21 protein-coding genes are annotated in these 23,376 nt (G+C 55.5%); 2 read left to right on the plus strand and 19 right to left on the minus strand.

Annotation, left to right across the window (positions count from 1 at the left end; all coding sequences use genetic code 11):
• Positions 1-11: 11 nt before the first annotated feature.
• From GZ1_RS00515 to GZ1_RS00550, 8 genes are all read right to left on the minus strand, one after another.
• Positions 12-1,349, minus strand: coding sequence for a dihydrolipoamide acetyltransferase family protein (locus tag GZ1_RS00515; protein ID WP_060787677.1), 1,338 nt, complete (start codon positions 1,347-1,349; stop codon positions 12-14).
• A gap of 37 nt (positions 1,350-1,386) precedes the next feature.
• Positions 1,387-2,370: an alpha-ketoacid dehydrogenase subunit beta gene (locus GZ1_RS00520; RefSeq protein ID WP_060787678.1), complete on the minus strand. Its 984-nt coding sequence runs from the start codon at positions 2,368-2,370 to the stop codon at positions 1,387-1,389.
• A gap of 13 nt (positions 2,371-2,383) precedes the next feature.
• Entirely contained in the window at positions 2,384-3,379 is a 996-nt protein-coding gene (locus GZ1_RS00525; protein ID WP_015375359.1) for a thiamine pyrophosphate-dependent dehydrogenase E1 component subunit alpha, read from the minus strand.
• A 69-nt stretch (positions 3,380-3,448) separates the two neighbouring features.
• The gene (gene lpdA / locus GZ1_RS00530) at positions 3,449-4,870 is read right to left on the minus strand and encodes a dihydrolipoyl dehydrogenase (RefSeq protein WP_060787679.1); all 1,422 of its coding nucleotides are present in this window, start codon (positions 4,868-4,870) and stop codon (positions 3,449-3,451) included.
• Between the two features lie 30 nt (positions 4,871-4,900).
• Complete coding sequence (gene buk, locus GZ1_RS00535) at positions 4,901-6,013, minus strand: butyrate kinase (protein ID WP_060787680.1); 1,113 nt, start codon at positions 6,011-6,013, stop codon at positions 4,901-4,903.
• 55 nt (positions 6,014-6,068) lie between these two features.
• Positions 6,069-7,172 carry a leucine dehydrogenase gene (locus GZ1_RS00540; protein WP_011231863.1) on the minus strand — a complete coding sequence of 368 codons (1,104 nt, stop codon included), beginning with the start codon at positions 7,170-7,172 and terminating at the stop codon, positions 6,069-6,071.
• A gap of 24 nt (positions 7,173-7,196) precedes the next feature.
• Positions 7,197-8,099 (minus strand): phosphate butyryltransferase, encoded by a 903-nt coding sequence (gene yqiS / locus GZ1_RS00545; RefSeq protein WP_255211259.1) that lies wholly within the window; start codon positions 8,097-8,099, stop codon positions 7,197-7,199.
• A 137-nt stretch (positions 8,100-8,236) separates the two neighbouring features.
• Positions 8,237-10,300, minus strand: a complete 2,064-nt coding sequence (locus tag GZ1_RS00550) for a sigma-54 interaction domain-containing protein (RefSeq protein WP_060787748.1) — start codon at positions 10,298-10,300, stop codon at positions 8,237-8,239.
• Positions 10,301-10,439: 139 nt separating this feature from the next.
• On the opposite strand from GZ1_RS00550, the gene GZ1_RS00555 reads away from it, so the two are divergent.
• Entirely contained in the window at positions 10,440-10,688 is a 249-nt protein-coding gene (locus GZ1_RS00555; RefSeq protein WP_015375366.1) for a DUF2627 domain-containing protein, read from the plus strand.
• A gap of 75 nt (positions 10,689-10,763) precedes the next feature.
• Here the strand turns inward: GZ1_RS00555 and GZ1_RS00560 are convergent, their stop codons facing one another.
• The gene (locus GZ1_RS00560) at positions 10,764-11,492 is read right to left on the minus strand and encodes a glycerophosphodiester phosphodiesterase (RefSeq protein WP_020754118.1); all 729 of its coding nucleotides are present in this window, start codon (positions 11,490-11,492) and stop codon (positions 10,764-10,766) included.
• A gap of 108 nt (positions 11,493-11,600) precedes the next feature.
• Here GZ1_RS00560 and GZ1_RS17860 point away from each other — a divergent pair, with 108 nt between their 5' ends.
• On the plus strand, positions 11,601-11,753 hold the full coding sequence (locus GZ1_RS17860) for a YycC family protein (RefSeq protein ID WP_011231868.1): 153 nt from the start codon (positions 11,601-11,603) through the stop codon (positions 11,751-11,753).
• Between the two features lie 151 nt (positions 11,754-11,904).
• Here GZ1_RS17860 and spo0A read toward each other — a convergent pair whose 3' ends face one another.
• The 10 genes from spo0A to folD all read right to left on the minus strand — a co-directional run bounded on the left by spo0A (position 11,905) and on the right by folD (position 23,359).
• The gene (spo0A, locus tag GZ1_RS00565; protein ID WP_025038882.1) at positions 11,905-12,723 is read right to left on the minus strand and encodes a sporulation transcription factor Spo0A; all 819 of its coding nucleotides are present in this window, start codon (positions 12,721-12,723) and stop codon (positions 11,905-11,907) included.
• A gap of 384 nt (positions 12,724-13,107) precedes the next feature.
• Complete coding sequence (gene spoIVB, locus GZ1_RS00570; protein WP_060787681.1) at positions 13,108-14,403, minus strand: SpoIVB peptidase; 1,296 nt, start codon at positions 14,401-14,403, stop codon at positions 13,108-13,110.
• Between the two features lie 273 nt (positions 14,404-14,676).
• Positions 14,677-16,398 (minus strand): DNA repair protein RecN, encoded by a 1,722-nt coding sequence (gene recN, locus GZ1_RS00575; RefSeq protein WP_060787682.1) that lies wholly within the window; start codon positions 16,396-16,398, stop codon positions 14,677-14,679.
• Positions 16,399-16,524: 126 nt separating this feature from the next.
• Positions 16,525-16,974 carry a transcriptional regulator AhrC/ArgR gene (ahrC, locus tag GZ1_RS00580; RefSeq protein ID WP_011231872.1) on the minus strand — a complete coding sequence of 150 codons (450 nt, stop codon included), beginning with the start codon at positions 16,972-16,974 and terminating at the stop codon, positions 16,525-16,527.
• 56 nt (positions 16,975-17,030) lie between these two features.
• The gene (locus GZ1_RS00585) at positions 17,031-17,879 is read right to left on the minus strand and encodes a TlyA family RNA methyltransferase (protein WP_020278545.1); all 849 of its coding nucleotides are present in this window, start codon (positions 17,877-17,879) and stop codon (positions 17,031-17,033) included.
• A gap of 3 nt (positions 17,880-17,882) precedes the next feature.
• Positions 17,883-19,775, minus strand: a complete 1,893-nt coding sequence (gene dxs / locus GZ1_RS00590; protein ID WP_033004878.1) for a 1-deoxy-D-xylulose-5-phosphate synthase — start codon at positions 19,773-19,775, stop codon at positions 17,883-17,885.
• Positions 19,776-20,022: 247 nt separating this feature from the next.
• A complete protein-coding gene (locus GZ1_RS00595) occupies positions 20,023-20,916 on the minus strand; it encodes a polyprenyl synthetase family protein (protein WP_012820586.1) in 894 nt (297 codons plus the stop codon).
• A gap of 3 nt (positions 20,917-20,919) precedes the next feature.
• Positions 20,920-21,150 (minus strand): exodeoxyribonuclease VII small subunit, encoded by a 231-nt coding sequence (locus GZ1_RS00600; protein WP_012820585.1) that lies wholly within the window; start codon positions 21,148-21,150, stop codon positions 20,920-20,922.
• Positions 21,147-22,493: an exodeoxyribonuclease VII large subunit gene (gene xseA, locus GZ1_RS00605; RefSeq protein WP_015375372.1), complete on the minus strand. Its 1,347-nt coding sequence runs from the start codon at positions 22,491-22,493 to the stop codon at positions 21,147-21,149. The genes GZ1_RS00600 and xseA overlap by 4 nt, the downstream gene beginning before the upstream one ends.
• An 11-nt stretch (positions 22,494-22,504) precedes the next feature.
• Positions 22,505-23,359 carry a bifunctional methylenetetrahydrofolate dehydrogenase/methenyltetrahydrofolate cyclohydrolase FolD gene (gene folD / locus GZ1_RS00610; RefSeq protein ID WP_060787683.1) on the minus strand — a complete coding sequence of 285 codons (855 nt, stop codon included), beginning with the start codon at positions 23,357-23,359 and terminating at the stop codon, positions 22,505-22,507.
• Between the last annotated feature and the right edge of the window lie 17 nt (positions 23,360-23,376).

Here is a 23,376-nt window from a genome sequence, read left to right on the forward strand (position 1 = left end):
TGGGGGAATCGTTAATAAATCGGCGTGTTGTCTTTGTTCATGTTTTCCAAAATCGCTTTGACGCGGGCGAGGAAGCGTCCACAAATGAGGCCGTCCAAGACGCGGTGGTCAAGCGACAAGCATAAGTTGACCATGTCGCGGATGGCGATCATGCCGTCTTTCACGACCGGGCGTTTGACGATCGTTTCCACTTGCAAAATGGCCGCTTGCGGGTAGTTGATAATGCCCATCGACTGCACCGAGCCGAACGCGCCGGTGTTGTTGACGGTGAACGTGCCGCCCTGCATGTCTTCCGGGCGCAGTTTGCCGGCGCGCGTTTTCGCCGCCAGTTCGGCGATTTCGCGGGCGATGCCTTTGATCGTTTTCTCATCGGCGTGCTTGATGACGGGCACGAACAAGGCGTCATCGGTCGCGACGGCGATCGAGATGTTGATGTCTTTGCGCTGAATGATCTTATCGCCCGCCCACGTCGAGTTCAGCTGTGGAAATTCTTTCAGCGCTTGGGCGACCGCCTTGACGAAGAAGGCGAAATACGTCAAATTGAAGCCTTCACGCCGCTTGAACTCGTCTTTGATCGCATCGCGGTAGGCGACCAGGTCGGTGACGTCGACTTCGACCATCGTCCACGCGTGCGGCGCTTCGTGTTTGCTGCGGAGCATGTTCGCGGCGATCGCTCTGCGCACCGGGGTGACCGGAATTTCGATGTCGCCCGCTCCGGCTTCGACGTTCGGGGCCGCTAGTTTGACCGGCGCTGCTTGCGGCGCAGTTGGCGCGGCAGACGGTTGAGCCGCCGCGGCGGCCGGGGCCGTCTGTTCCGCTCTCGGTTCCGCTTTTGGCGCCGCTTGTTCCGCCGCCGGTGCCGCTCCCGCTTTCGGAATTTGTCCAGACTCAATGAGCTTCAGCAAATCTTTGCGCGTCACCCGCCCGCCAAGGCCGGTGCCTTTCACTTGTTCAAGGTCAATGCCATGTTCTTGGGCAAGGCGGAGCACGGCCGGCGAATAGCGGCCGTTGTTTGCCCGGCCGGTCTGTTTCGGAGCGGCTGGTTCCGCGTTGTCTTCTGCTTTCGGCGCTTCATCCGCCGGCTTCGCTTCCGGAGCCGGTGCAGCGCCTTCGACTTCGATCGTGCAAATCGGCGCGCCGACTGGGAGCGTCTCCCCTTCTTTGGCGATCAGCTCGCGAATGACGCCGGCAAACGACGACGGAATTTCCGCGCTCACTTTATCGGTGATGACTTCAGCGATCGGGTCGTATTTGTTCACTTTGTCGCCCGGGGAAACGAGCCATTTGCTGATCGTGCCTTCCGTGACGCTTTCCCCAAGCTGAGGCATCGTCAATTGTTCGATGGCCACATCGATACCCTCCTATCTTGGCTGCAATGTCTTCGCCTCAAAACGCCGCTAATTCGCGCATCGCTTTTTCGACTTTTTCTGGATTGATCATAAAGAATTTTTCCATCGTCGGCGCATACGGCATGGCCGGAACGTCCGGGCCGGCGAGGCGCATAATCGGCGCATCGAGATCAAACAAACAATGCTCGGCGATAATGGCGGCGACTTCGCTCATGACGCTGCCTTCTTTGTTGTCTTCCGTAATGAGCAGCACTTTTCCTGTTTTGCTCGCCGCTTCGATGATCGCTTCTTTGTCAAGCGGATAGACGGTGCGCAAATCCAACAGGTGAACGGAAATGCCGTCTTGGGCGACGCGCTCGGCCGCCTGCAAGGCAAAATGGACGCACAGCCCATACGTGATGACGGTGATGTCATCGCCTTCACGCTTGACGTCCGCCTTGCCGATCGGAAGCACGTAGTCGTCCTCCGGCACTTCCCCTTTAATGAGGCGGTAGGCGCGTTTATGCTCGTAAAAGAGCACTGGGTCTTCGTCGCGAATCGCCGCTTTCAGCAGCCCTTTCACATCGTATGGCGTCGACGGCATGACGATTTTTAACCCAGGCTGGTTGGCGAAAATCGCTTCCACCGATTGAGAATGGTACAGAGCACCGTGAACGCCGCCGCCGTACGGGGCACGGATGACGATCGGGCAGTTCCAGTCGTTGTTCGAGCGGTAGCGGATGCGCGCCGCTTCCGAAATGATTTGGTTGACCGCCGGCATGATAAAATCGGCAAACTGAATTTCGGCAATCGGGCGCAGGCCGTACATCGCCGCGCCGATGCCGACGCCGACGATCGCCGACTCGGAAAGCGGCGTGTCGATGACGCGCTCTTCGCCGAACTGCTCGTACAATCCTTGCGTCGCTTTGAACACTCCGCCTTTTCGGCCGACGTCTTCTCCTAACACAAACACGCGCGGGTCTCGTTCCATTTCTTCGCGAATCGCCATCGTGACGGCATCAATATAGGAAATAACAGGCATCGTCGATTCCCCCTTACTCCTCGGCATACACGTAGCGAAGCGCATGCTCCGGCTCGGCGTACGGAGCCTTCTCCGCATAGTCGGTCGCTTCGTTCACTTCTTTCATGACGCGCGCTTGAATTTCTTCATCTTGTTCATCGGTCAAAACGCCGGTTTCTTTCAAATAGTTGGCAAACGACACGATCGGGTCTTTGGCGCGCGCTTCGGCGAGCTCTTCTTCCGTCCGGTAGACGCGGTGGTCGTCGTCCGACGAGTGCGACGTCAGCCGGTATGTCACCGCCTCGATGAGCGTCGGCCCTTCGCCGCGGCGGGCGCGGTCGGCCGCTTCTTTCACGACTCGGTACACTTCAAGCGGATCGGTGCCGTCGACCGTATAGCCCGGCATGCCATAGCCGATGGCGCGGTCCGACACCTTTTCGCACGCGAGTTGTTTCGAAATGGGCACGGAAATGGCGTACTTGTTGTTTTCGCACATAAAGATGACTGGGAGTTTATGAACGCCGGCAAAGTTTGCCCCTTCGTGGAAATCGCCTTGGTTCGACGACCCTTCGCCAAAGGTGACGAAGGCGACGAAATCTTTCTTTTCCATTTTCGCCGCCAGCGCAAAGCCGACCGCGTGCGGCACTTGCGTCGTCACAGGCGATGAACCGGTGACGATCCGATTTTTCTTTTGCCCGAAATGGCCAGGCATTTGCCGGCCACCCGAGTTCGGGTCTTCCGCCTTGGCAAACGCCGCCAACATCAATTCTCTCGGCGTCATGCCAAACGTCAGGACAACGCCCACATCGCGGTAATACGGCAAGACATAGTCTTTCGTCCGGTCGAGGGCAAACGCCGCGCCGACTTGCGCCGCCTCCTGCCCTTGGCATGAGATGACGAACGGAATTTTCCCCGCGCGGTTTAGCAGCCACATCCGTTCATCGAGCTTGCGGGCGAGAAGCATTGTTTCATACATTTCCAACACCGTGTCATCGCTTAATCCAAGCGCCTGATGACGGTTTTGCGCCATCGCAACAACCTCCCTTAGATTCACATAGTCAACCAATGATCACGCGCCGCGCGCATACGGCGAAATCGGTTAAAAATGAATCGCTTTGCCATCGACCGCCAGCGCCGCTTCCGCCATGGCCTCTGACAGCGTCGGATGCGGGTGGATCGCATGGGCGATTTCCCAAGGAGCCGCATCAAGCACGCGGGCGAGACCGGCTTCGGAAATCAAATCGGTTACGTGCGGCCCGACCATATGGACGCCAAGCAGATCGTCCGTGTTCCGGTCGGCGATGAGCTTCACAAACCCTTCCGCCTCACCGAACACAAGCGCCTTGCCAATGGCTTTAAACGGAAATTTGCCGACCTTGACATCATAGCCTTTCGCTTTCGCCTCTTGTTCGGTTAAGCCAACCGCCGCCGCTTCCGGACGGGTGTAAATGCAGCGGGGCACCATCGTATAGTCAATCGGCGCTGGGTTGTGCCCGGCCAAATGCTCAATGGCGACAATCCCTTCATGGGCGGCGACATGGGCAAGCTGCAGGCCGCCGATGACATCGCCGATCGCGTAAATGTGCGATTCTTTCGTTTGGCCGAACTCGTTCGTTTGAATATATCCCTTTTCAATGACGATGTCGGTGTTCTCAAGGCCAATCCCTTCAATGTTCGCCTGCCGCCCGACGGAAACAAGCATCTTGTCGGCCGTAAACGTTTTCCGCTCGCCTTGATGCTCCGCTTGGATCGTGACGCCGTTTCCTTTCTCGAGCGTTTCCGCGAGCACCCGCGCTCCCGTGACGATGTTGACACCGCGGCGGCGAAGCAGTTTTTCCATTTCTTTTGACACGTCTTCATCTTCTGTCGGCAAAATGCGATCGGCATATTCGAGCACCGTCACGTCAACGCCGAAATCATTAAGCATGGACGCCCATTCCATGCCGATCACACCGCCGCCGACGATCAAGATGGACGAGGGGAGCGTCTCCATTTGCAGCGCCTCATCGGACGTCATCACGAATTCGCCGTCCGGCTCGAGCCCCGGCAGCGTGCGCGGGCGCGAACCGGTGGCGATGACGACGAATTTCGGGACGAGCATTTCGTTTTCGCTGCCGTCGTTCATTTCGACCGACACCGTCCCCGGCAGCGGGGAAAAGATCGACGGGCCGAGCAGGCGGCCGGTGCCGGCGTACACATCGATTTTCCCTTTTTTCATCAAATGCTGCACTCCTTTATGGAGCTGCTCAACAATCGCCGCTTTGCGCGCCTGCACTTTGGCAAAATCAAGGCGCACGCCGTCGGCGATGACGCCAAACGCCTCGCCATTTTTCGTTTGTGCGTACACTTCGGCACTGCGAAGCAGCGCTTTGGACGGAATGCAGCCAGCGTGCAGGCACGTGCCGCCGAGCTTCCCTTTTTCCACAACGGCCGTTTTCAACCCGAGCTGCGAGGCGCGAATGGCGGCCACATAGCCACCCGTTCCTCCGCCGAGAATGACGACATCGTATTCTTTTGCCATCTTGCCTTCTCCTTTCTGTCCATTGCCGCATCAGCGCCGGGCTGGAATCGGCGAAACGGCCTCGCCTGGATACACTTTTTCCTCTTCTTCGCCGCGCAGGACGCGAAGCGCGCCTTCCGCGAGCGCCTGCAGTTCGTTTTCGCCCGGATGGACGATGACATCGGCGATCCATTGCACGCGGCGAGTGATCTGTTCGACAAACGATTTGCCATACGCCAGTCCGCCGGTCAAAATGATGGCGTCAACTTTGCCGGAAAGCACGGCGCTTGCCGCACCGATTTCTTTCGCCACTTGGTACGCCATCGCCTCATACACGAGCTTGGCCTTTTCATCGCCGGCTTCGATCATGTTCTCGACTTTCACCGCATCATTCGTGCCAAGATAACCGACAAGGCCGCCGCCGCCGACGAGCATGTTCATGATCTCTTCGCGGTAATATTCACCAGAGAAGCATAAAGCAACCAAATCGCCCGCTGGCACCGTCCCGGCGCGCTCCGGGCTGAACGGGCCTTCGCCATCAAGCCCGTTGTTGACATCGACGACCCTTCCTTGCTTGTGGGCGCCGACCGTAATGCCGCCGCCCATATGGGCGACGATCAAGTTCAGTTCGTCATACCGTTTGCCGAGCTGCTTGGCGACGCGGCGCGCGACCGCTTTTTGGTTTAAGGCGTGGAAAATGCTGCGCCGCTCAATGAGCGGAAATCCGCTGATCCGGGCGATTGGATCAAGTTCATCGACGACGACCGGGTCGACGATAAACGCCGGGATGTTTAAGGCCGAGGCGATCTCATGCGCCAAAATACCGCCGAGGTTGGACGCGTGCTGGCCGGAATATCCGCGCCGCAAATCTTCAAGCATCGCCTCATTGACGCGATACGTGCCGCCTTCGATTGGACGGAGAAGCCCGCCGCGGCCGCAGACGGCGCTCAACTTCGATAAATTGATCCCTTCTTCATCCAGTGCTTGCAAAATCGTTTGCTTGCGAAACTCATACTGGTCCACGATCGTTTTATATTGCCGAAGCACGTCCGCCTCGTGGCGGATCGTTTTTTCGAGCAATGGCCGTTCGTTTTCAAAGACGCCGATCTTCGTTGAAGTCGAGCCTGGATTGATCGTTAAAATGCGAAACTTCTGCTCTTCCATCGTTGCTGTCCCTCCATCATCCGCCGGCGGGGCGGAAGGCCGCCCCGCGCCGCTATTAGCGGGCGCGGCGGCGGCTTAAAATATGATGGCCGTTTTGCAAAAATTGGCTTCGCGCTTTGCGCATCGTTTCAATTCGTTCTTCGGCCATCCGGTCAGCGGCCACATACGTTGGAATGTTGTCACGCTTGGCGATGGCAAACACTTTTTCGATGTTGTCATAAATTTGCTCGATTTTTTTCATCGCCCGTTCACGGTTGTAGCCGTACAGCTCATCGGCGACGTTGATGACGCCGCCGGCGTTGATCACATAATCTGGTGCATAGACGATGCCCATTTCATGGATCATGTCGCCATGGCGCGGCTCTTTCAGCTGGTTGTTCGCCGAGCCGGCGATCACTTTCGCTTTCAGCTGCGGAATCGTTTGGTCGTTGATGATTCCGCCGAGCGCGCATGGAGCAAAAATGTCGCACTCCACGCCGTAAATGTCGTTCGGGTCGACCGCTTTCGCCCCAAATTCCTCGACCGCGCGCGCCACCGCTTCCTTGTTGATGTCGGTAACGATGAGTTTCGCTCCTTCTTCGTGCAAATGGCGGCATAAATGGTAGGCGACATTGCCAACCCCTTGGACGGCGACAACTTTTCCTTCAAGCGAATCGCTTCCAAACGCTTCCTTCGCCGCCGCTTTCATCCCGCGATATACGCCGTAAGCCGTGGCCGGCGACGGGTTGCCGGATGAGCCGAATTCCGGCGAAATCCCGGTGACATAGTCCGTTTCCTGATAGATGATGTCCATATCGGCAACGGTCGTGCCGACGTCTTCCGCCGTGATGTAGCGGCCGTTCAGCCCTTGAATGAACCGGCCGAACGCGCGGAACATCGCCTCGTTTTTATCTTTGCGCGGATCGCCGATGATGACCGTCTTGCCCCCGCCTAAATTAAGGCCGGCGGCCGCGTTTTTGTACGTCATGCCGCGGGCGAGGCGCAGGGCGTCTTCAAGCGCCTCTTCTTCCGAATTGTACATCCACATGCGCGTCCCGCCGAGCGCCGGGCCGAGCGTCGTGTCATGAATGACAATGATCGCCTTCAATCCGGATTCTTTGTCTTGGCAAAACAACACTTGCTCATAATCATATTTTTCCATATATTGAAACAGTTCCATCACTGATGGCCTCCTTCATCTATTTCATTTTGCTGCCGAACAAATAGCAAGCGCCAACGAATACAGTTTGCTTTCCGCCGAGTCGGCGCGCGACGTCAAGACGATCGGCGCCTTCGCCCCAGCGATGACGGCGCCGACGCGTGCGTTCGCAAAATAGACGAGCGACTTATACAGCATGTTGCCGGATTCAATGTCCGGCACAAGCAAAATATCAGCCTGTCCAGCCACTTCGCTTTCAATCCGCTTATGCTTCGCCGCCGCCAGCGACACCGCGTTGTCCAACGCAAGCGGTCCGTCAAGCAGGCAATGTTCGATTTGCCCCCGCTTTTGCATCATCGCGAGCGCCGCTGCATCGACGGTCGCCGGCATAGCCGGATTGACCGTCTCCACCGCCGCCAGCGCCGCGACTTTTGGGCGCTCGATGCCGATGGAACGCGCGATGCTGACGGCGTTGTTGACAATTTGCACCTTTTGCTCCAAATCCGGAGCGATGTTCATCGCCGCGTCGGTGACGATGACAAATCGGTCAAACTCCGGCACCTCAAAAACAGCGACATGGGACAACACCTTTCCTGTGCGCAGCCCGTATTCTTTGTTCAAGACGGCTTTCAGCAAGGTTGCCGTCGGTACGTGCCCTTTCATTAAGGCATCTGCTTCATTCAAATGAACGGCGCGCACGGCAAGCTCTGCGGCTTGCCCGATCGAATTCGCATGAACGACATCGACGTCGGAAAAGCGGGCGCATCCTTTTTCCTTCAACAGCCGTCCGAGCCGCTCCCGATCGCCATAAAGCACAAAGCGTCCGAGACGGTGTTCGAGCGCCATCGCCACCGCTTCAATCACTTCTTCATCTTCCGCCGCCGCCACGGCCACCGTCCGGTCCTGGCATTGTCTTGCTTCTTGCACTAACGATTCAAGCTTCATCATCTGCACCAACCTTTTCTGCAAATCGTGCGGCACAGTCTTTTTATGCAAAAACTGTGCCAACCAAAAATGACTGAAAGCGCTTTAAAACACACTACCTTCGCAAACAGATATGTGCAATATTCTTCACTCCGCGCAAATTATTGCATGATATTTTTGTCAAGCCCGTATTTCTCCAGCTTGTAATATAAATTGCGCACCGAAATGCCAAGCGCCCGGGCCGCCGCTGTTTTATTGCCGCGATGGCGGCGAAGCGCCTGCTCAATCAAGCTCGCTTCGTATCGGCTCACCATTTCCTCAAGCGGCCGAATCTCCTCTTCCGTTTCCACTCGATGAGCCGGCACTGACGAAGGCGAAGCGAGCGGCGGCAAATGCGTGGCATCGATCATCACCTCATGAAATTTCATAAAAATCATCGCCCGCCCGAGCACGTTTTCGAGCTCGCGGACATTTCCCGGCCAATCATAGGCAAGAAGCTTCGCCATCGCTTCATCCGTGACACCTTCGACGTTGCGCCCATAATCTTGGTTCAGTTTTTGGATCAAATGCCGGCAAAGCGCTGGAATATCTTCCTTGCGAGCGCGCAGCGGCGGAATATAAATCGGCATCCGATTGAGCCGATAGTATAAGTCTTCGCGAAATGCACCTTCGGCAATCGCTTTTTCAAGGTTGACGTTCGTGGCGGCGATGACGCGGACGTTGATCGGGATTGGCTTCGTCCCGCCGACGCGAACGATTTCCCGCTCCTGCAAAACGCGGAGCAGCTTCGCCTGCGTGCTGGCCGACAGCTCGCCGATTTCGTCAAGAAAAATGCTGCCGTTGTTTGCTTCTTCAAACAACCCTCTCTTGCCGCCGCGCCGCGCACCGGAAAACGCTCCTTCCTCATAGCCAAACAGTTCGCTTTCTAATAATGTTTCCGGAATGGCCGCGCAATTGACGCGGATAAACTTGTTATACTTTCGGTCGCTCGCGTTGTGAATGGCGTGGGCGAACAGCTCCTTGCCCGTCCCTGATTCCCCCCGCAGCAAAATCGTCGCCGGTGTTTTCGCCGCCAGCTTCGCCTGCTCGATCGCCACCTTCATCTCCTCTGACTCACCGACAATATCCGCAAACGAATATTTCGCCTCGAGCGTGCGGATGATTTGCCGCGCCCGATTGAGCTCAGTCGTCAGCCGCTGAATTTCTGACACATCATGAATGACGCCGACACTCCCTTTCAATACGCCATCAACAATAATCGGCGCGACATTGACGATGACATCCCGGTTTTTCGGGCCGACTTTCATGCGCGCTCCGCGCACCGGGCGGCGCGTTTTCAATACTTGCATGTGCATGCTTTCCCCTTCCGCGATGTCGGCCGTCGCCGGTTTGCCGATGACGTCTTCCTCTGTCAGGCCGGTAAGCCGTGTATACGCCGGGTTGATCAAAATGCCGTTCCCATTTTCATCGACGACAGAAATTGCCTCTTCCGACGAGTGGATGATCGCTTCAAGCATCATGCGGACTTCTTTTAAGTCGGTGATTTCTTCCGCCAAAGCAACCAGCTCGGTAATGTCTTTAAACACAGCGAGCGCCCCAAACAGTTTGCCATTGTCATCGATGATCGGGATGCGGGTGGTGATCAATTTTTTTCCATTGGCCAGTTCCACTTCCTGATGAAATTCGGTCTGCCTCGTTTCGAGCACGCGTGGCAAGCCGCTTGACGGCAAAACATCCAAAATAGGTTTGCCAATCACTTCGTCTTTGTCCACTCCAAGGAGCTCCGCCGCGCTTTGATTCATATCGGTAATGTAAGCATATTCATCTACAACAATCATGCCATCATGGGACGAATGAAAGATGAGCGCGCGCCGAGCTGCTTCACTTTTCAGCTCAGCGATGAGCGCTTCTTTTTCTGCAACGAGCTCGGCCATCATCCGCGCGACCGCGCTCGGAACAATATTCGCCCCCTCGGGTGCCCGTCGGCGGATTTCTTCCAAAACATCCGCCCTGCCCGTCGTTTCAATGATCAAATCAAGCGGTTTGGCCATCCATGGACGCCAGTCGCTGGCGGCGGCAATCCCCCATCGGCGCGCCAGCTGCAACCCCGGAGCGTGTTCATCTACATCCACGACTGCCACGACTTCAAACCCTGATGCCCCATGGAGCAGCTTCAACAACGATGTCCCACGCGAGTCAGCGCCAATAAGCATCACTTTTTTCATGTCCGTCCACCACACTTTATAGTATGCCAATTTTTGCAGACACTTTTATCATACTTGATTTGCTCTTTCCTTGACAAACGCCCAATAACCGCTATGATAGTCGATAAGGCCACTCTTTTCGGAAAGGAACGCGATCGCGATGGGGCGAATGATTGCGCTGTTGATTTTAGTCATCCCGGGGCTTTCGGCTGCGCTTGGCATCAAATGGATGCGCGATGCGTTGTTTGGCATCATACAGCCTCCGTTTGCCGTCTTATGGTTGCAATTTCTCGCCGGGCTCGCGCTGTTTGCCGCCGGGCTGGCGTTTCTCGGCGGTTTTTTGCTGCACCGCGACCGGAAGCGCAACAAAGTGCAGGCGCGTTTTCAACGAAAACGAAAAACGCCTTGACCCGGAACGTTGATGCCTATTACACTGGGAAACCATCCATTTCAAGACAAACAAAAAATGCCTTAACGTCTCTCGTTAAGGCGTTTTCTCTTTCCATTGCTTCGCTTGGTGGGGGTAGTCGGTGAAGACAGCGTCAACGCCATAAGCAAACATCGTTTTCATCACATTTCGCTTATTTACCGTAAACGGGCGGACCGCCACCCCGCGCCGCCGCGCTTCGGCGGCAAATTCCGCCGTCACCGTCCGATAGTGCGGATGCACCCCGTCGGCGTTCATGGCGCGCACATACGTCCATGGGTCATACAGCGGCTCGATGTACAAAAGCGCCGTCTCGATTTCCGGTGCAAGCGTTCGGCAAAGGCGCATGCTATTATGGTTGAATGACGACAAAATCGTCCGCTTCTCAAGCCCATAGCGGCGCACGAGGGAGATCGTTTTTTGCTCAAGCGTTTCGTAGGCAATGAGGCTATTTTTCAGCTCGATGTTGACCGCCATCCGTGTTGATGACAGCCAAGCAAGCACTTCCTCAAGATGCGGAATCGGACAATGGCCGTGCTTGCCGCTCCATTTCGCCGCCGCGTTCAATCGGCGCAGTTCACGGTACGTGATGTCTTTCACCCAGCCGCTGCCGTCCGTCGTCCGGTCGACCGTTTCGTCATGAATGACGACCACTTCGCCGTCTTTTGTGAGCTGCACATCCAATTCAATGCCGTCCGCTCCCGCTTTTTCCGCCTCGATAAACGCCGCCATCGTATTTTCCGGGTGCGTCCCCGCCGCCCCGCGGTGGGCAAAAATCAATGTCATTCTGCCTTCTTCCTTTCGCCTTTATTCGCCGTTCAGCCAACGAGCTGGCCGAAACCGGCGGTCGTTCGTTATACTAAAAGTAATACTATGAACAAACGAGGTGAGATGATGCAGCCGTTGAAAATTTCGCTGGAAACAGCGCAAAAGCTGGCCAAAGCGCTCGGCGTGCCGATCGAGCAGATCATGCATATGCCGCCGCACATTTTGGTGAACAAGCTGCTGGAATTGGAGAAAAAAGAAAAAGAAAACGACCCGTCTTAACCGTCTGGCCCTTGGCGGTAAAGCCGCCTCTGTACACCACACCGGCGCAAGCCACGTTCCCCCTTTTTTCGTTCCAGCAAGCCGCCAAACGGCAAAAAAGACGCCCCCGATTGCGGAGCGTCTTGCTGCTTTGGCTATCATTCGTTTTCCGTTACGATGCCTTATGCTCAAGCCGGAGCTTATCGGCCACCATGGCGATGAATTCCGAGTTTGTCGGCTTTGCCTTCGAGACGCTCACCGTATAGCCAAACAGCGAGGAAATCGATTCGAGGTTGCCGCGGCTCCAAGCGACTTCGATCGCATGGCGAATGGCGCGCTCGACGCGGCTGGCGGTCGTGTTGTATTTTTTCGCGATGTCCGGATAGAGCACTTTCGTGATGGAGCCGAGCAGTTCGATGTCGTGGTACACCATCGCGATCGCTTCGCGCAAGTACAGATAGCCTTTAATATGCGCCGGGACGCCGATTTCATGGATGATGCTCGTAATGCTCGCATCCAAATTTTTCGGTTTGTTGTCGCGCGCCTGGTAGGCAGAGCCGGTTTTTCTGACCATCGGCGCCGTTTTGCCATGAATCTGCCGAATGTGATGGACCAAATTCTCCATGTCGAACGGTTTTAAAATGAAGTAGGAAGCGCCGAGTTCCACTGCCTTTTTCGTGACATCCTCCTGGCCGAACGCCGTCAGCATAATGACGCTCGGCTGATGCTCACAACCTGCGCGGACTTTCTCAAGCACAGCCAACCCATCCAAGTGCGGCATAATGATGTCCAGAAGCAAAATATCCGGCCGCTTTTCCTCGAGCATATGAAGGCAATCTTGGCCGTTATACGCCGTGCCAATCACTTCCATGTCCGGCTGACTCGAGATATATTCGTCAAGCAATGTCACCAATTCGCGGTTATCATCGGCAATGCACACCTTAATGCTCAAAACGATCGTCCTCCCCCACTTTTTCTTGCTATGTAACATTCCGTTAACGTACATTCGACAACAGCAGCAAAAAATCCTTTTATTTTTCAAAAAATAAAAATTATAACAAAAAACGAGCTCATTAGACAATATCCGTTTTCACCAGCGATGCGTTTGTCGAAAAATCTTTACAAATTTCATTTTAACGGATGTTTCACCAAATATCTATGCCAAACCGGCAAAATTTTTGCCGCCTTTTTTGAAAAATTTTTAGTGGCAGCCTAACCAATATGGCGGGATCAATCAAGCCGCTCACAGCATTTCGAAACATTGGCCTTGGGATGATCAGGAAGAGATGAATGGTGACCAAATCATCACTCGTCATTTCACCAAATATACGCAAGAATCGAATGTTGGCTGCCGGGAAAAAGCGAGCCGACTTTGTCAGCTCGCTTTCTTTTGTTTGCCGTATAGATCGATGCCTGCCTCTTGCAGCATCCACTCAATGTGGACGCCATAGCCGGATGTCGGATCGTTCACGAAAACGTGCGTCACTGCGCCGACAAGTTTTCCATCCTGAATGATCGGACTGCCGCTCATCCCTTGGACGATGCCCCCTGTTTTCTTTAACAAGCGCGGGTCCGTGACGCGAATCACGAGGCCTTTGGTCGCCGGAAATTTCTGCGGAATGGTGCTGACAATTTCCACGTCAAACTGCTCGACTTTGTCGTTTTCCACCACTGTCAATATTTTTGCCGGTCCTTCTTTCACTTGGTTCGCCAAGGCAACCGGGATCGGTTTTGTGAACGGACCGTTCGGCAGTGGCTTTGTAAGCTTGCCAAAAATGCCAAACGGGCTGTTGGTGGTGATCGTGCCGATCACTTCTTCGCCGTCGGAAAAGCGGGCTAATTTTTCACCTGGATTGCCGCTCGTCCCTTTTTCGATCGATGTGACGGTCGAGCGCATAATTTGCCCGTTTTGCACGACAATCGGCTTTTTCGTATCCATGTCAGAGATGACATGGCCAAGTGCGCCATATGTTTTTGATTTGGGGTCGTAAAATGTCATCGTCCCGATGCCGGCGGCCGAATCGCGAATGTACAGGCCGATGCGGTACACATCGTCATGCCTGTCTCTCAGCGGAACGAGCTTCACCGTCATGGAGTGCTGATCGCGCAGAATTTTTAGATGAAGCGGTTTTCCCGTTTTGCCGGCCTCCTCGATGAAAGGGGAGAGGTCGCTCATGTTTTCGATTTTTTGGCCGTTAATGCCGATAATGATGTCGCCGACTTGAATGCCGGCTGCCTCTCCCGGCGATTTTTTCCCGTTTTCGGTTTCGACAAGGTGGTAACCGACGACAAGAACGCCGACGGTATTGAGCTTGACGCCGATCGATTGTCCGCCGGGAATGACTTTGAGCGTCGGCAGCACGTTGACATCCACTTGCTTGATCGGCATTCCGGCAACCTGCAACATCATCGTTTCATGTCCGCGGCGTTTCGCCTTTACAGACAGAGAACCGTTTTTTCGCTCAATATTGAGCGTTTCGGGAGCGTTTCGGTCATTGACGGCCGCTTGCACGGGAAGGGAAGCGGCAGGAAATTCAACCGCATCGCCTTCAAACAGGACAAGCTGCTTCGGAATTTGCCAATATTCCTTCATCGGTTTGGAAAAGGCGATGGCCGTCAATATACCAAGGAGAAGCACTCCTGCGATTTTTCGCGCCGTTTCTTTATTCAATGTCGTCCACTCTCCTCGCTCCCGCCTACACCATGCAAAAACGGTTACAGTTTTAATTTTGCCTGAACCGGGGAAAATATAATCGCCCTGTCGATAAAAAAGCTGCCCGGAATTGGATGGACTTGCATCCGGACAGCCGCGCGGCTTTTTGCTTATCTTTATGAAACACCGTAGTTCTCTTAAGGAAAGCGGGCGCCAAGGCAGAACAGGCAGGCGGAATCGGCCCGCTTTGAGAGGGATGCGCCTCCCCTCGACGAACAGGGGAAACAGGAATCAATGTTTCATTTTCGCCGCCAGTTCCAACAGCTCTTTGGCATGCCGTTTCGTCAATTCCGTCATCTCGACGCCGGAAATCATCCGCCCGATTTCTTTCACTTTCTCCTCCTCATTGAGCTTCCTCACGACTGTTTTCGTCCGTTCCCCATCCGTCTCTTTGGCGATCAACAAGTGCGTGTCCGCCATCGCAGCGACTTGCGGCAGATGGGAAATGCAAAGCACTTGCGACTGGCTGGCGATGCGGTAAATTTTTTCCGCCATTGCCTGGGCGACGCGTCCGCTGACACCGGTGTCGACCTCATCAAAAACAATCGACGTCACTCCTTGATGTTTGGAAAAAATCGTTTTCAACGCCAGCATAATGCGCGACAGCTCGCCGCCGGAAGCGACTTTGACGAGCGGTTTTAACGGCTCGCCGACGTTCGTCGAAATGTAAAACTCGACGACATCGATGCCGTCTTCTTGGAACCTAACCGGCACGCCGTCGACCAAGGGAGCGTCAAGCGATCCTTCGCGCTTGGCAAATACGATGTCAAATTTCGTTTTGTCCATGTACAAGTCTTTCAGTTCTTGATGAATGCGCTCAATCAGGCGCCGGGCATATGTTTGCCGAACAGCGGTGACGTTTTTCGCCTCCGTGAGCAACTCGTCCGTCACCAGAGCGAGCTGCTGCTTAAGCTCATGCACATGCGTTTCGCGATTTTCGATTGTCTCGATTTCCTCGGCGATCGTCTCGGCATAGTGCAAAATATCGGCGATCGTCGCCCCGTATTTTCGTTTGAGCTGCCCGATTTCCGCGAGACGGCTTTCAATGGCATCGAGCCGCTCTGGGTCGTATTCCATCTCCTCAATTTGATCGCGCAGCTTGTACATGACTTCCTCGAGCAAATAGTAGCAGTTCGACGTCGTTTCATGCGCATCTTTGAGCGCTGCATCCATGCCTGCGACGTCATCGAGATGGCGCATCGCCTCCCCGATCGAATCAAGTCCGCGTCCCTCTCCGGAGAGGGCCTCATAACTTTTCTGCAGCGCGGTATAAATTTTTTGAAAATTGACGATGCGAACTTTTTCCTCCATCAGCCGCTCGTCCTCGCCCGGCTCAAGCGCCGCCTGCTCGATTTCACGCAGCTGAAACGTCAGCAAATCAAGCCGGTGCGCCATTTGCTGTTCATTTTCGCTCAGCTTTTTCAATTTTTTTCCGAGCTCCTCATACCGCTCGTAGACGGCGCGGTAGCGAGCAAGCGCCTCTGCTGCCTCTAGGCCGCCGAACTCGTCTAAAAGCGGCAGATGGCGGGACGGATCCATCAGTTCTTGATGTTCATGCTGGCCGTGAATATCCACAAGCGTCGCCCCGATGTCGCGCAGCACCGCCGTCGTGACGAGCTTGCCGTTAATGCGGCAGACGCTTTTGCCGTTGGCGAAAATATCGCGGCGCAACACGATCATGCCGTCGCTGGCGTCGATGCCAACGTCTGCGCATTTTTGCCAGCATGGATGGCGGTCATCATCAAGCAAAAACAGCCCTTCGATTTCCGCCTTTTCCGCCCCAAAGCGGACAAATTCAGCGGAGCCGCGTCCGCCGATCAACAAATGAATCGCGTCGATGATGATCGATTTGCCGGCTCCCGTTTCGCCGGTTAACACCGTCAGCCCTTTGTCGAACGACAACGAGAGCGACTCGATAATGGCGAAATTTTTAATCGACAGCTCGGCGAGCATTTCACCACTCCTTGCCTGTCCGATTAATTCCACTTTTGATTATAGCACGTATGTTCGGATTTGCAAACGAGGACCGCCCTGTCGTTCCGTCCTTGAACGCAGAACGGGAGCTGGGCCGGTCCTCGCCTAGAGCATGGACAACAGCTGGTCGGACACTTTTTCCGCATCTTTCGGAGTACGGCAGATGATCAGGCACGTATCGTCGCCGCAAATCGTACCGACGATTTCGTTCCAATCCAAATTGTCGAGCAAGACGCCGACGGCATGGGCGTTGCCCGGCAGCGTCCGCAACACAAGCAAGTTGCCCGTTCCGTCAAGCTTCACAAACACATCAACAAGCGCCCGCTTCAGCTTTTGCAGCGGATTGAAGCGCTGGTCGGACGGAAGGCTGTACTTGTAGCGGCCGTTGGCCATCGGCACTTTGACGAGCTGCATTTCTTTAATGTCGCGCGAGACGGTCGCTTGGGTGACGTTAAAGCCAGCTTCTCTCAGCCGGTCGACAAGCTCGTCTTGCGTTTCAATGTCATGGTTCATAATGATTTCGCGAATTTTAATATGCCTTTGCCCTTTGTTCACATTGCGCCACCTCCCCGCTTTTCAAAGTGCAGAGCAGATTGTCCGTCCCGCCGACGCTATTTGCCGCTTGGCTCCACGCTCCCCGCCCGCAATCGGGCATGCGCCTCGCTCACCACGTCGGCGACGGATGCTGGCAGTCGGTTTTCTCCCTCCCGGTTTCCTCCAGGATAGGCAGCATGAAGCAAAAATTCAATATTGCCGTCGCCGCCGGTAATCGGTGAATACGTTAAATGAAGAACATCGAACCCTTCCGCACAGGCGAATTGAATGATCGATTCGAGCACTTCCTCGTGAATGTTCGGGTCGCGAACAATCCCCTTTTTGCCGACCTTTTCCCTGCCGGCTTCAAACTGCGGCTTGACGAGCGCAATCACATCGCCGCCCGGCACCATGACCGTCTTGACGACCGGCAAAATGAGCCGCAGCGAAATAAACGAGACATCGATGACAGCTACTTCCGGCAGCCCTTTCGTAAACTGATCCGGCGTCACGTAGCGGAAGTTCGTCCGCTCCATTACAACGACGCGCTCGTCTTGACGCAGCTTCCAAGCAAGCTGGTTGTAGCCGACATCGACGGCATACGTCAGCTTCGCCCCATGCTGCAAGGCGCAGTCGGTGAAACCGCCGGTCGACGCGCCGATGTCAAGAACAATTTTATTTTCCACGCGAATATGAAACTCGCGCAACGCTTTTTCCAGTTTCAACCCACCGCGGCTGACGTACGGAAGCGGGTTGCCTTTCACCTCAAGCGGAATGTCAACCGGCACTTTTTCCCCGGGCTTATCGAGTCGAACGTCGTTTGAATAGACAAGCCCGGCCATGATCGCCCGCTTCGCCTTTTCTCGCGTTTCCGCCAGCCCTCGTTCGACAAGCAGCACATCGAGCCGTTCTTTTTTTCCTTTCATGTCTCAAGCCCTTTTCTGTTTTCTTGGCACCATCGTTTTGATGCGGTCGATGATATGGGTCGACGTCAGCCCGATTTCATTGAGCAGCTCGCTGACGCTTCCATGTTCGATAAAGCGGTCCGGGATGCCCATCCGTTCGATGACCGCTCCGTGATAACCATGATCATGAGCAAACTCCAACACAGCACTGCCAAAGCCGCCTTGCAGCACCGCCTCTTCGACCGTTAAGATCGGCAGGCGGCTCTCAAGCAGTTCGTGAAGCATCGCCACGTCCATCGGCTTCAAAAAGCGAGCGTTGACGACTTTCACCGATATGCCGTCTTTCGCCAGCTCGTCGGCCGCCTTAAGCGCCATCGAAATCGTCGTGCCAAACGTCAAAATCGCCGCATCGCAGCCGTCGCGCAACACTTCCCACGTGCCGATTGGGATTTCTTTCAGCTCCTCATCAAGCGGTACGCCAAGCCCGTTGCCGCGCGGGAAACGCATGGCGATTGGCCCGTCGTCGTAGCGGATGGCGGTGTACACCATGTGCTGTCCTTCGTTTTCGTCTTTTGGCATCATCAACACCAAGTTCGGCACATGGCGCAAAAAGGCGATGTCAAACACCCCTTGGTGCGTTTCGCCGTCCGCCCCGACCAACCCAGCACGGTCAATGGCGAAAAAGACATTTAAGTTTTGCCGGCATACATCATGGACGACTTGGTCATAGGCGCGCTGCAAAAATGTCGAATAAATGGCCAAAAACGGTTTCATCCCTTGCGTCGCCAATCCAGCCGCAAGCGTTGTCGCATGCTGCTCGGCGATGCCAACATCAAACATCCGATCGGGGAACTCGCTTGCGAACCCTTCCAGCTTCGAGCCGACCGGCATCGCCGGCGTAATCGCGACGATGCGCGGGTCGGTGCGGGCGAGCCGGCGCACGGTTTCGCTGACAAGCGCGCTCCATGACGGACCTGCCTCTTTCGTTTTGACAAAAGCGCCGGTTTCGATTTTGTACGGCCCTGTGCCGTGCCATGTGCCGACTTTGTCGTTTTCCGCCGGACTGTACCCTTTTCCCTTCTTCGTGATGACATGGACAAGCACGGGGCCTTTCATCTTCTTCGCATAGCGCAAGTTCTCAAGCAAATCCTCAAAATCGTGGCCGTCGACCGGGCCTAAATACGTAAACCCGAGCTCTTCGAAAAACACGCCGGAGACAAGCAAATATTTCAAGCTGTCTTTCAGCCGCTCGGCCGTCGCCGCCAACTTGCCGCCGACCGCTGGGATGCGCTTGAGCAGCAGCTCCAGTTCATCTTTCACCCACTGGTATTTGCCTGCGGTGCGCAACCGACCGAGGATGTTGTGCAACGCGCCGACGTTCGGGGCGATCGACATTTCATTGTCATTTAAGATGACAATCATATCCGTTTTCTCATGCCCGATATGGTTGAGCGCCTCAAGCGCCATGCCGCCGGTGAGCGCCCCGTCGCCGATGATCGGCACGATGTATTCATCCGTCCCTTTCAAATCACGGGCGATCGCCATTCCCATCGCCGCCGACAGCGACGTCGAGCTATGGCCCGTTTCCCACACGTCATGCTCGCTTTCGCTCCGTTTCGGGAACCCGGACAGCCCCTTGTATTGGCGGAGCGTGTCGAACGCGGCGGCGCGTCCGGTCAAAATTTTATGCACGTATGACTGGTGTCCGACATCCCAAATGAGCTTGTCTTTTGGGCTGTCGAATTCGCGGTGGAGGGCGATCGTCAGCTCGACGACCCCTAAGTTCGGGCCGATATGTCCGCCCGTTTTCGACAACTTCTCAATTAAAAACCGCCGAATCTCGGCGCTTAACCGTTTCAGCTCAGGAATGGACATGTTTTTGACAACGCGCGGATGGTCAATTTTTGTCAAGTCCAACAAAGATCACTCGCTTTCATTCTGTCGTTCTCCGAGCCGTTTCTCCTCGTACAGGTAGTATTATTATACATGATCCGGCGCGAAAAATCGACTTTTCCCGCCAACGCAGCCCGTCACCACTAGGACGCGTTTTGTGGTGTATCTATAGAACTTGCGGCGGCCGCCCGGCGGAAAACAACCAAAAAAACAAGGCCGCCTCCGCCCCGCAGGAAAGCGAACAACGGGAACAAGAGGCGGCCGCCCCGCATCAGTGGTCGCGGACCGCGACAAGCTCGCAAATGTAGGCCAGCACCGCGTCATCGATTTTGGCTTGCTGCAAATGGCGCTTCGCGGCGTCAATGTGAAACGCCAGTTTCTCTTTAGCACCGCCTAGCGAAAGAAGCACCGGATATGTCGCCTTCTTGTTGTCGCGGTCGCTGCCGACTCGCTTGCCGATTTTTTCTTCCATTCCTTCAATGTCCAAAATATCGTCGCGAATTTGAAAGGCGAGGCCTAAATGTGCGGCGAACTCGTTGAGTTCGCGCGTCTGCCGACCATCGGCGCCGCCAAGCAGGGCGCCGGCGTGCACGCTGTATTGCAGCATTTTCCCCGTCTTATGGCGGTGGATGTATTCCAGTTCCGCAAGCGCCAGCGTTTTTCCTTCCGCCTCCATATCAGCCGCCTGTCCAGCGACCATGCCTTCCGGGCCGGCCGCCTTCGCGAGCTGCTCGATGAGCTGCAGACGGACGGGAGGCGGCACGCGATCATCATCGATTTCGGCCATCAATTGAAAGGCATACGTCAACAAAGCGTCCCCGGCCAAAATGGCCATCGCCTCGCCGAACACTTTATGGTTCGTCGGTTTGCCGCGCCGCAAATCATCGTTGTCCATGCTTGGCAAATCATCATGAATGAGCGAGTACGTATGGATCATTTCAATGGCGCAAGCGACTGGCAGACCGATCGCCGGGTCTTTGCCAAGCGCTTGGATGGTCGCCAGCAACAAAAGCGGGCGGATTCGTTTGCCGCCGGCCTCAAGCGAGTAGGCCATCGCCTTTTTCAGCGTCTCCGGCCCACGAAGCCGCGCCATATAGGAGGAAAGCGCCGCCTCGACGGCCCGTTTTTGTTCGTTGAGAAACTGTTCAACCGAAAGCTGCGCCACCCGTCACTCCTCCTCCGGCGAAAAAGGGACAAGCTCGCCGTCTTCGCGCAGCATGTACTCCAACTGTTTCTCCACATGCTGCAATTTATCATGGCAAAGCTTGGACAGTTTCATGCCTTCTTGAAAAAAGGCGATCGCCTCCTCAAGCGGCACGTTCCCTTCCTCGAGCTTTTCGACGATTTCCTCCAGTTTTTTCATCGCTTCTTCAAACGTCATCTCTTTTTCTTCGCTCATACTTGTTTTTCCTCCACTCCCGTCACTTGACAATCGACTCGTCCGTCTTGAACTTGAATGGAAAGATGCTCGCCGATTCGAAGCTGGTTCGTTCGTTTCACGAGCTCGCCCTGCTCATTGTACACCAAGCTGTAGCCGCGCTCCATGATGCGAAGCGGACTGAGCGCCTCAAGCCGGGCGAGGTTGGAGCGAAAGCGGAACCGATGGCGCTCCACCGCGGTGCGCATCGCTTTTTCCAGCGCATTGGCGGTCGCCTTTTGCCGTTCTTTCATCCGCTCAAGCTCTGCAGCCGGATGGTGCCGCCATAGTCTCATGTCAAGCTCATGCAGCCGCTGACGATGTTTGTCGACGAGCCGTTCGCGTTGGCGGCTAAGCCTCTCAAGCAACGCATCAAGCTGCTGTTCTTTTTGTTCATAGAGCCGCTTGGGATAGCGGAATGCGTAGGATCCTTGCAGCCGGCGAAGCTGCTCTTTATCAGCGGCAAGCCGCTCTTTCATGGCGCGGATGAGCCGCCATTTCCGCTCGGCGAGCCGCTCAGCGAGCTCCCCAACATGCGGCGCCGCCATCTCAGCTGCTGCCGTCGGCGTCGGCGCCCGCAAATCGGCGACAAAGTCGGCGATCGTAAAATCTGTTTCATGGCCGACAGCGGAAATAATCGGTATTTTTGAGGCGAAGATGGCGCGGGCGACGATTTCTTCATTGAACGCCCACAATTCTTCGATCGAGCCGCCGCCGCGGCCGACAATCAGCACATCAACCTCGCCGAACGCATTCGCCCGCTCGATGGCGCGCACGATGGAGGGCGCCGCCCCGTCCCCTTGAACGAGCGCTGGAAACAAAATGACTTTAGCGAGGGGATAGCGGCGGCGAATCGTCGTCATAATATCGCGCACCGCCGCTCCAGTCGGCGATGTAACGACGCCGATGCAGCGAGGGAAAGCTGGAAGCGGCTTTTTATGGACCGGCGAAAACAACCCTTCCGCCTCGAGCCGCTGCTTCAGCTGTTCGTAGGCTAAATAGAGGCTTCCGACACCTTCCGGCTGCATTTCTTTGACATAAAGCTGATAGTTGCCGTTCGGTTCATAGACGGAAATTTCCCCGCGCGCGAGCACGTTCATCCCATCTTCAGGACGAAACGGCAAATGCTGGTTGTAGCCGGCGAACATGACGGCGGCAATGCGTCCTTGGCTGTCTTTCAACGTAAAATACATATGGCCGCGCGAATGCTGCTTAAAATTCGAAATCTCGCCCTTCACCCATAGATCGCGCAAATGCGGGTCGACATCGAACTTGCGTTTGATGTACTTCGTCAACGCCCCGACCGTCACATATTTCACTTCCACTGATCCTGCCCTCACTTTGCGGCCAGCTGCCGTGCCGCTTCAATCGTGTTGTGCAAGAGCATTGTAATCGTCATCGGCCCGACTCCACCCGGCACCGGCGTCATATAGCCAGCCACTTCTTTCACAGCGTCAAAATCGACATCGCCGCACAATTTGCCGTTCTCAAGCCGGTTGACGCCGACGTCGATGACGACCGCCCCGGGCTTGATGTGTTCCGGGCCGATGAGGCGCGCCTTGCCGACAGCGACGATCAAAATGTCCGCCTGCCGAGTGATGGCGGCCAAATCCGGCGTTTTCGAGTGAGTGTAGGTGACGGTGGCATGTTCGCGCAAAAACAGCTGGCCAACCGGTTTGCCGACGATGTTGCTTCGGCCGACGACGACGACGTGCTTGCCGGCGATGTCAATGCCGGCCGATTGCACCATCACTAAAATGCCATGCGGAGTGCAAGGGAGAAACGCCCGTTGGCCGATCATCATTTTTCCGACATTGATCGGGTGAAACCCATCGACATCTTTTTCCGGTGCGATCGTTTCAATGACCGACCATTCGCAAATGTGATCCGGCAGCGGCAGCTGCACTAAAATGCCGTGCACCGCCGGATCGACGTTTAACTCGCGGATTTTCGCAAGCAGCGTCTCTTCGTCGATCGCCGCCGGAAACGTGTAAAGGAACGAGCGAATGCCGACCTCGGCGCACGCTTTTTGTTTTCCTTTTACATACGAATGCGATGCCGGATCGTCGCCGACTAGAATGACGGCCAGCCCCGGCTCAACGCCGTCCGCTTTCAACTGTGCGGCTTCATCCGCCAATGCGGTGCGAATCGTCCTCGCCATCTCCGTTCCGCTAATGATTTGTGCTGTCATCGTGTTTCGTTCCCCTC

Origin of the sequence: Geobacillus zalihae NBRC 101842 (assembly GCF_001544135.1) — a bacterium.
Taxonomy (GTDB): domain Bacteria; phylum Bacillota; class Bacilli; order Bacillales; family Anoxybacillaceae; genus Geobacillus; species Geobacillus zalihae.

Coding starts and splice junctions, on each gene's coding strand:
- GZ1_RS00520 (WP_060787678.1), bottom strand. CDS start 2,370: ATGCCTGTTATTTCCTATATTGATGCCGTCACGATGGCGATTCGCGAA.
- GZ1_RS00525 (WP_015375359.1), bottom strand. CDS start 3,379: ATGGCGCAAAACCGTCATCAGGCGCTTGGATTAAGCGATGACACGGTG.
- lpdA (WP_060787679.1), bottom strand. CDS start 4,870: ATGGCAAAAGAATACGATGTCGTCATTCTCGGCGGAGGAACGGGTGGC.
- buk (WP_060787680.1), bottom strand. CDS start 6,013: ATGGAAGAGCAGAAGTTTCGCATTTTAACGATCAATCCAGGCTCGACT.
- GZ1_RS00540 (WP_011231863.1), bottom strand. CDS start 7,172: ATGGAACTGTTTCAATATATGGAAAAATATGATTATGAGCAAGTGTTG.
- yqiS (WP_255211259.1), bottom strand. CDS start 8,099: ATGATGAAGCTTGAATCGTTAGTGCAAGAAGCAAGACAATGCCAGGAC.
- GZ1_RS00550 (WP_060787748.1), bottom strand. CDS start 10,300: ATGAAAAAAGTGATGCTTATTGGCGCTGACTCGCGTGGGACATCGTTG.
- GZ1_RS00555 (WP_015375366.1), top strand. CDS start 10,440: ATGGGGCGAATGATTGCGCTGTTGATTTTAGTCATCCCGGGGCTTTCG.
- GZ1_RS00560 (WP_020754118.1), bottom strand. CDS start 11,492: ATGACATTGATTTTTGCCCACCGCGGGGCGGCGGGGACGCACCCGGAA.
- GZ1_RS17860 (WP_011231868.1), top strand. CDS start 11,601: ATGCAGCCGTTGAAAATTTCGCTGGAAACAGCGCAAAAGCTGGCCAAA.
- spo0A (WP_025038882.1), bottom strand. CDS start 12,723: ATGTTACATAGCAAGAAAAAGTGGGGGAGGACGATCGTTTTGAGCATT.
- recN (WP_060787682.1), bottom strand. CDS start 16,398: ATGCTCGCCGAGCTGTCGATTAAAAATTTCGCCATTATCGAGTCGCTC.
- GZ1_RS00585 (WP_020278545.1), bottom strand. CDS start 17,879: ATGAAAGGAAAAAAAGAACGGCTCGATGTGCTGCTTGTCGAACGAGGG.
- GZ1_RS00600 (WP_012820585.1), bottom strand. CDS start 21,150: ATGAGCGAAGAAAAAGAGATGACGTTTGAAGAAGCGATGAAAAAACTG.
- folD (WP_060787683.1), bottom strand. CDS start 23,359: ATGACAGCACAAATCATTAGCGGAACGGAGATGGCGAGGACGATTCGC.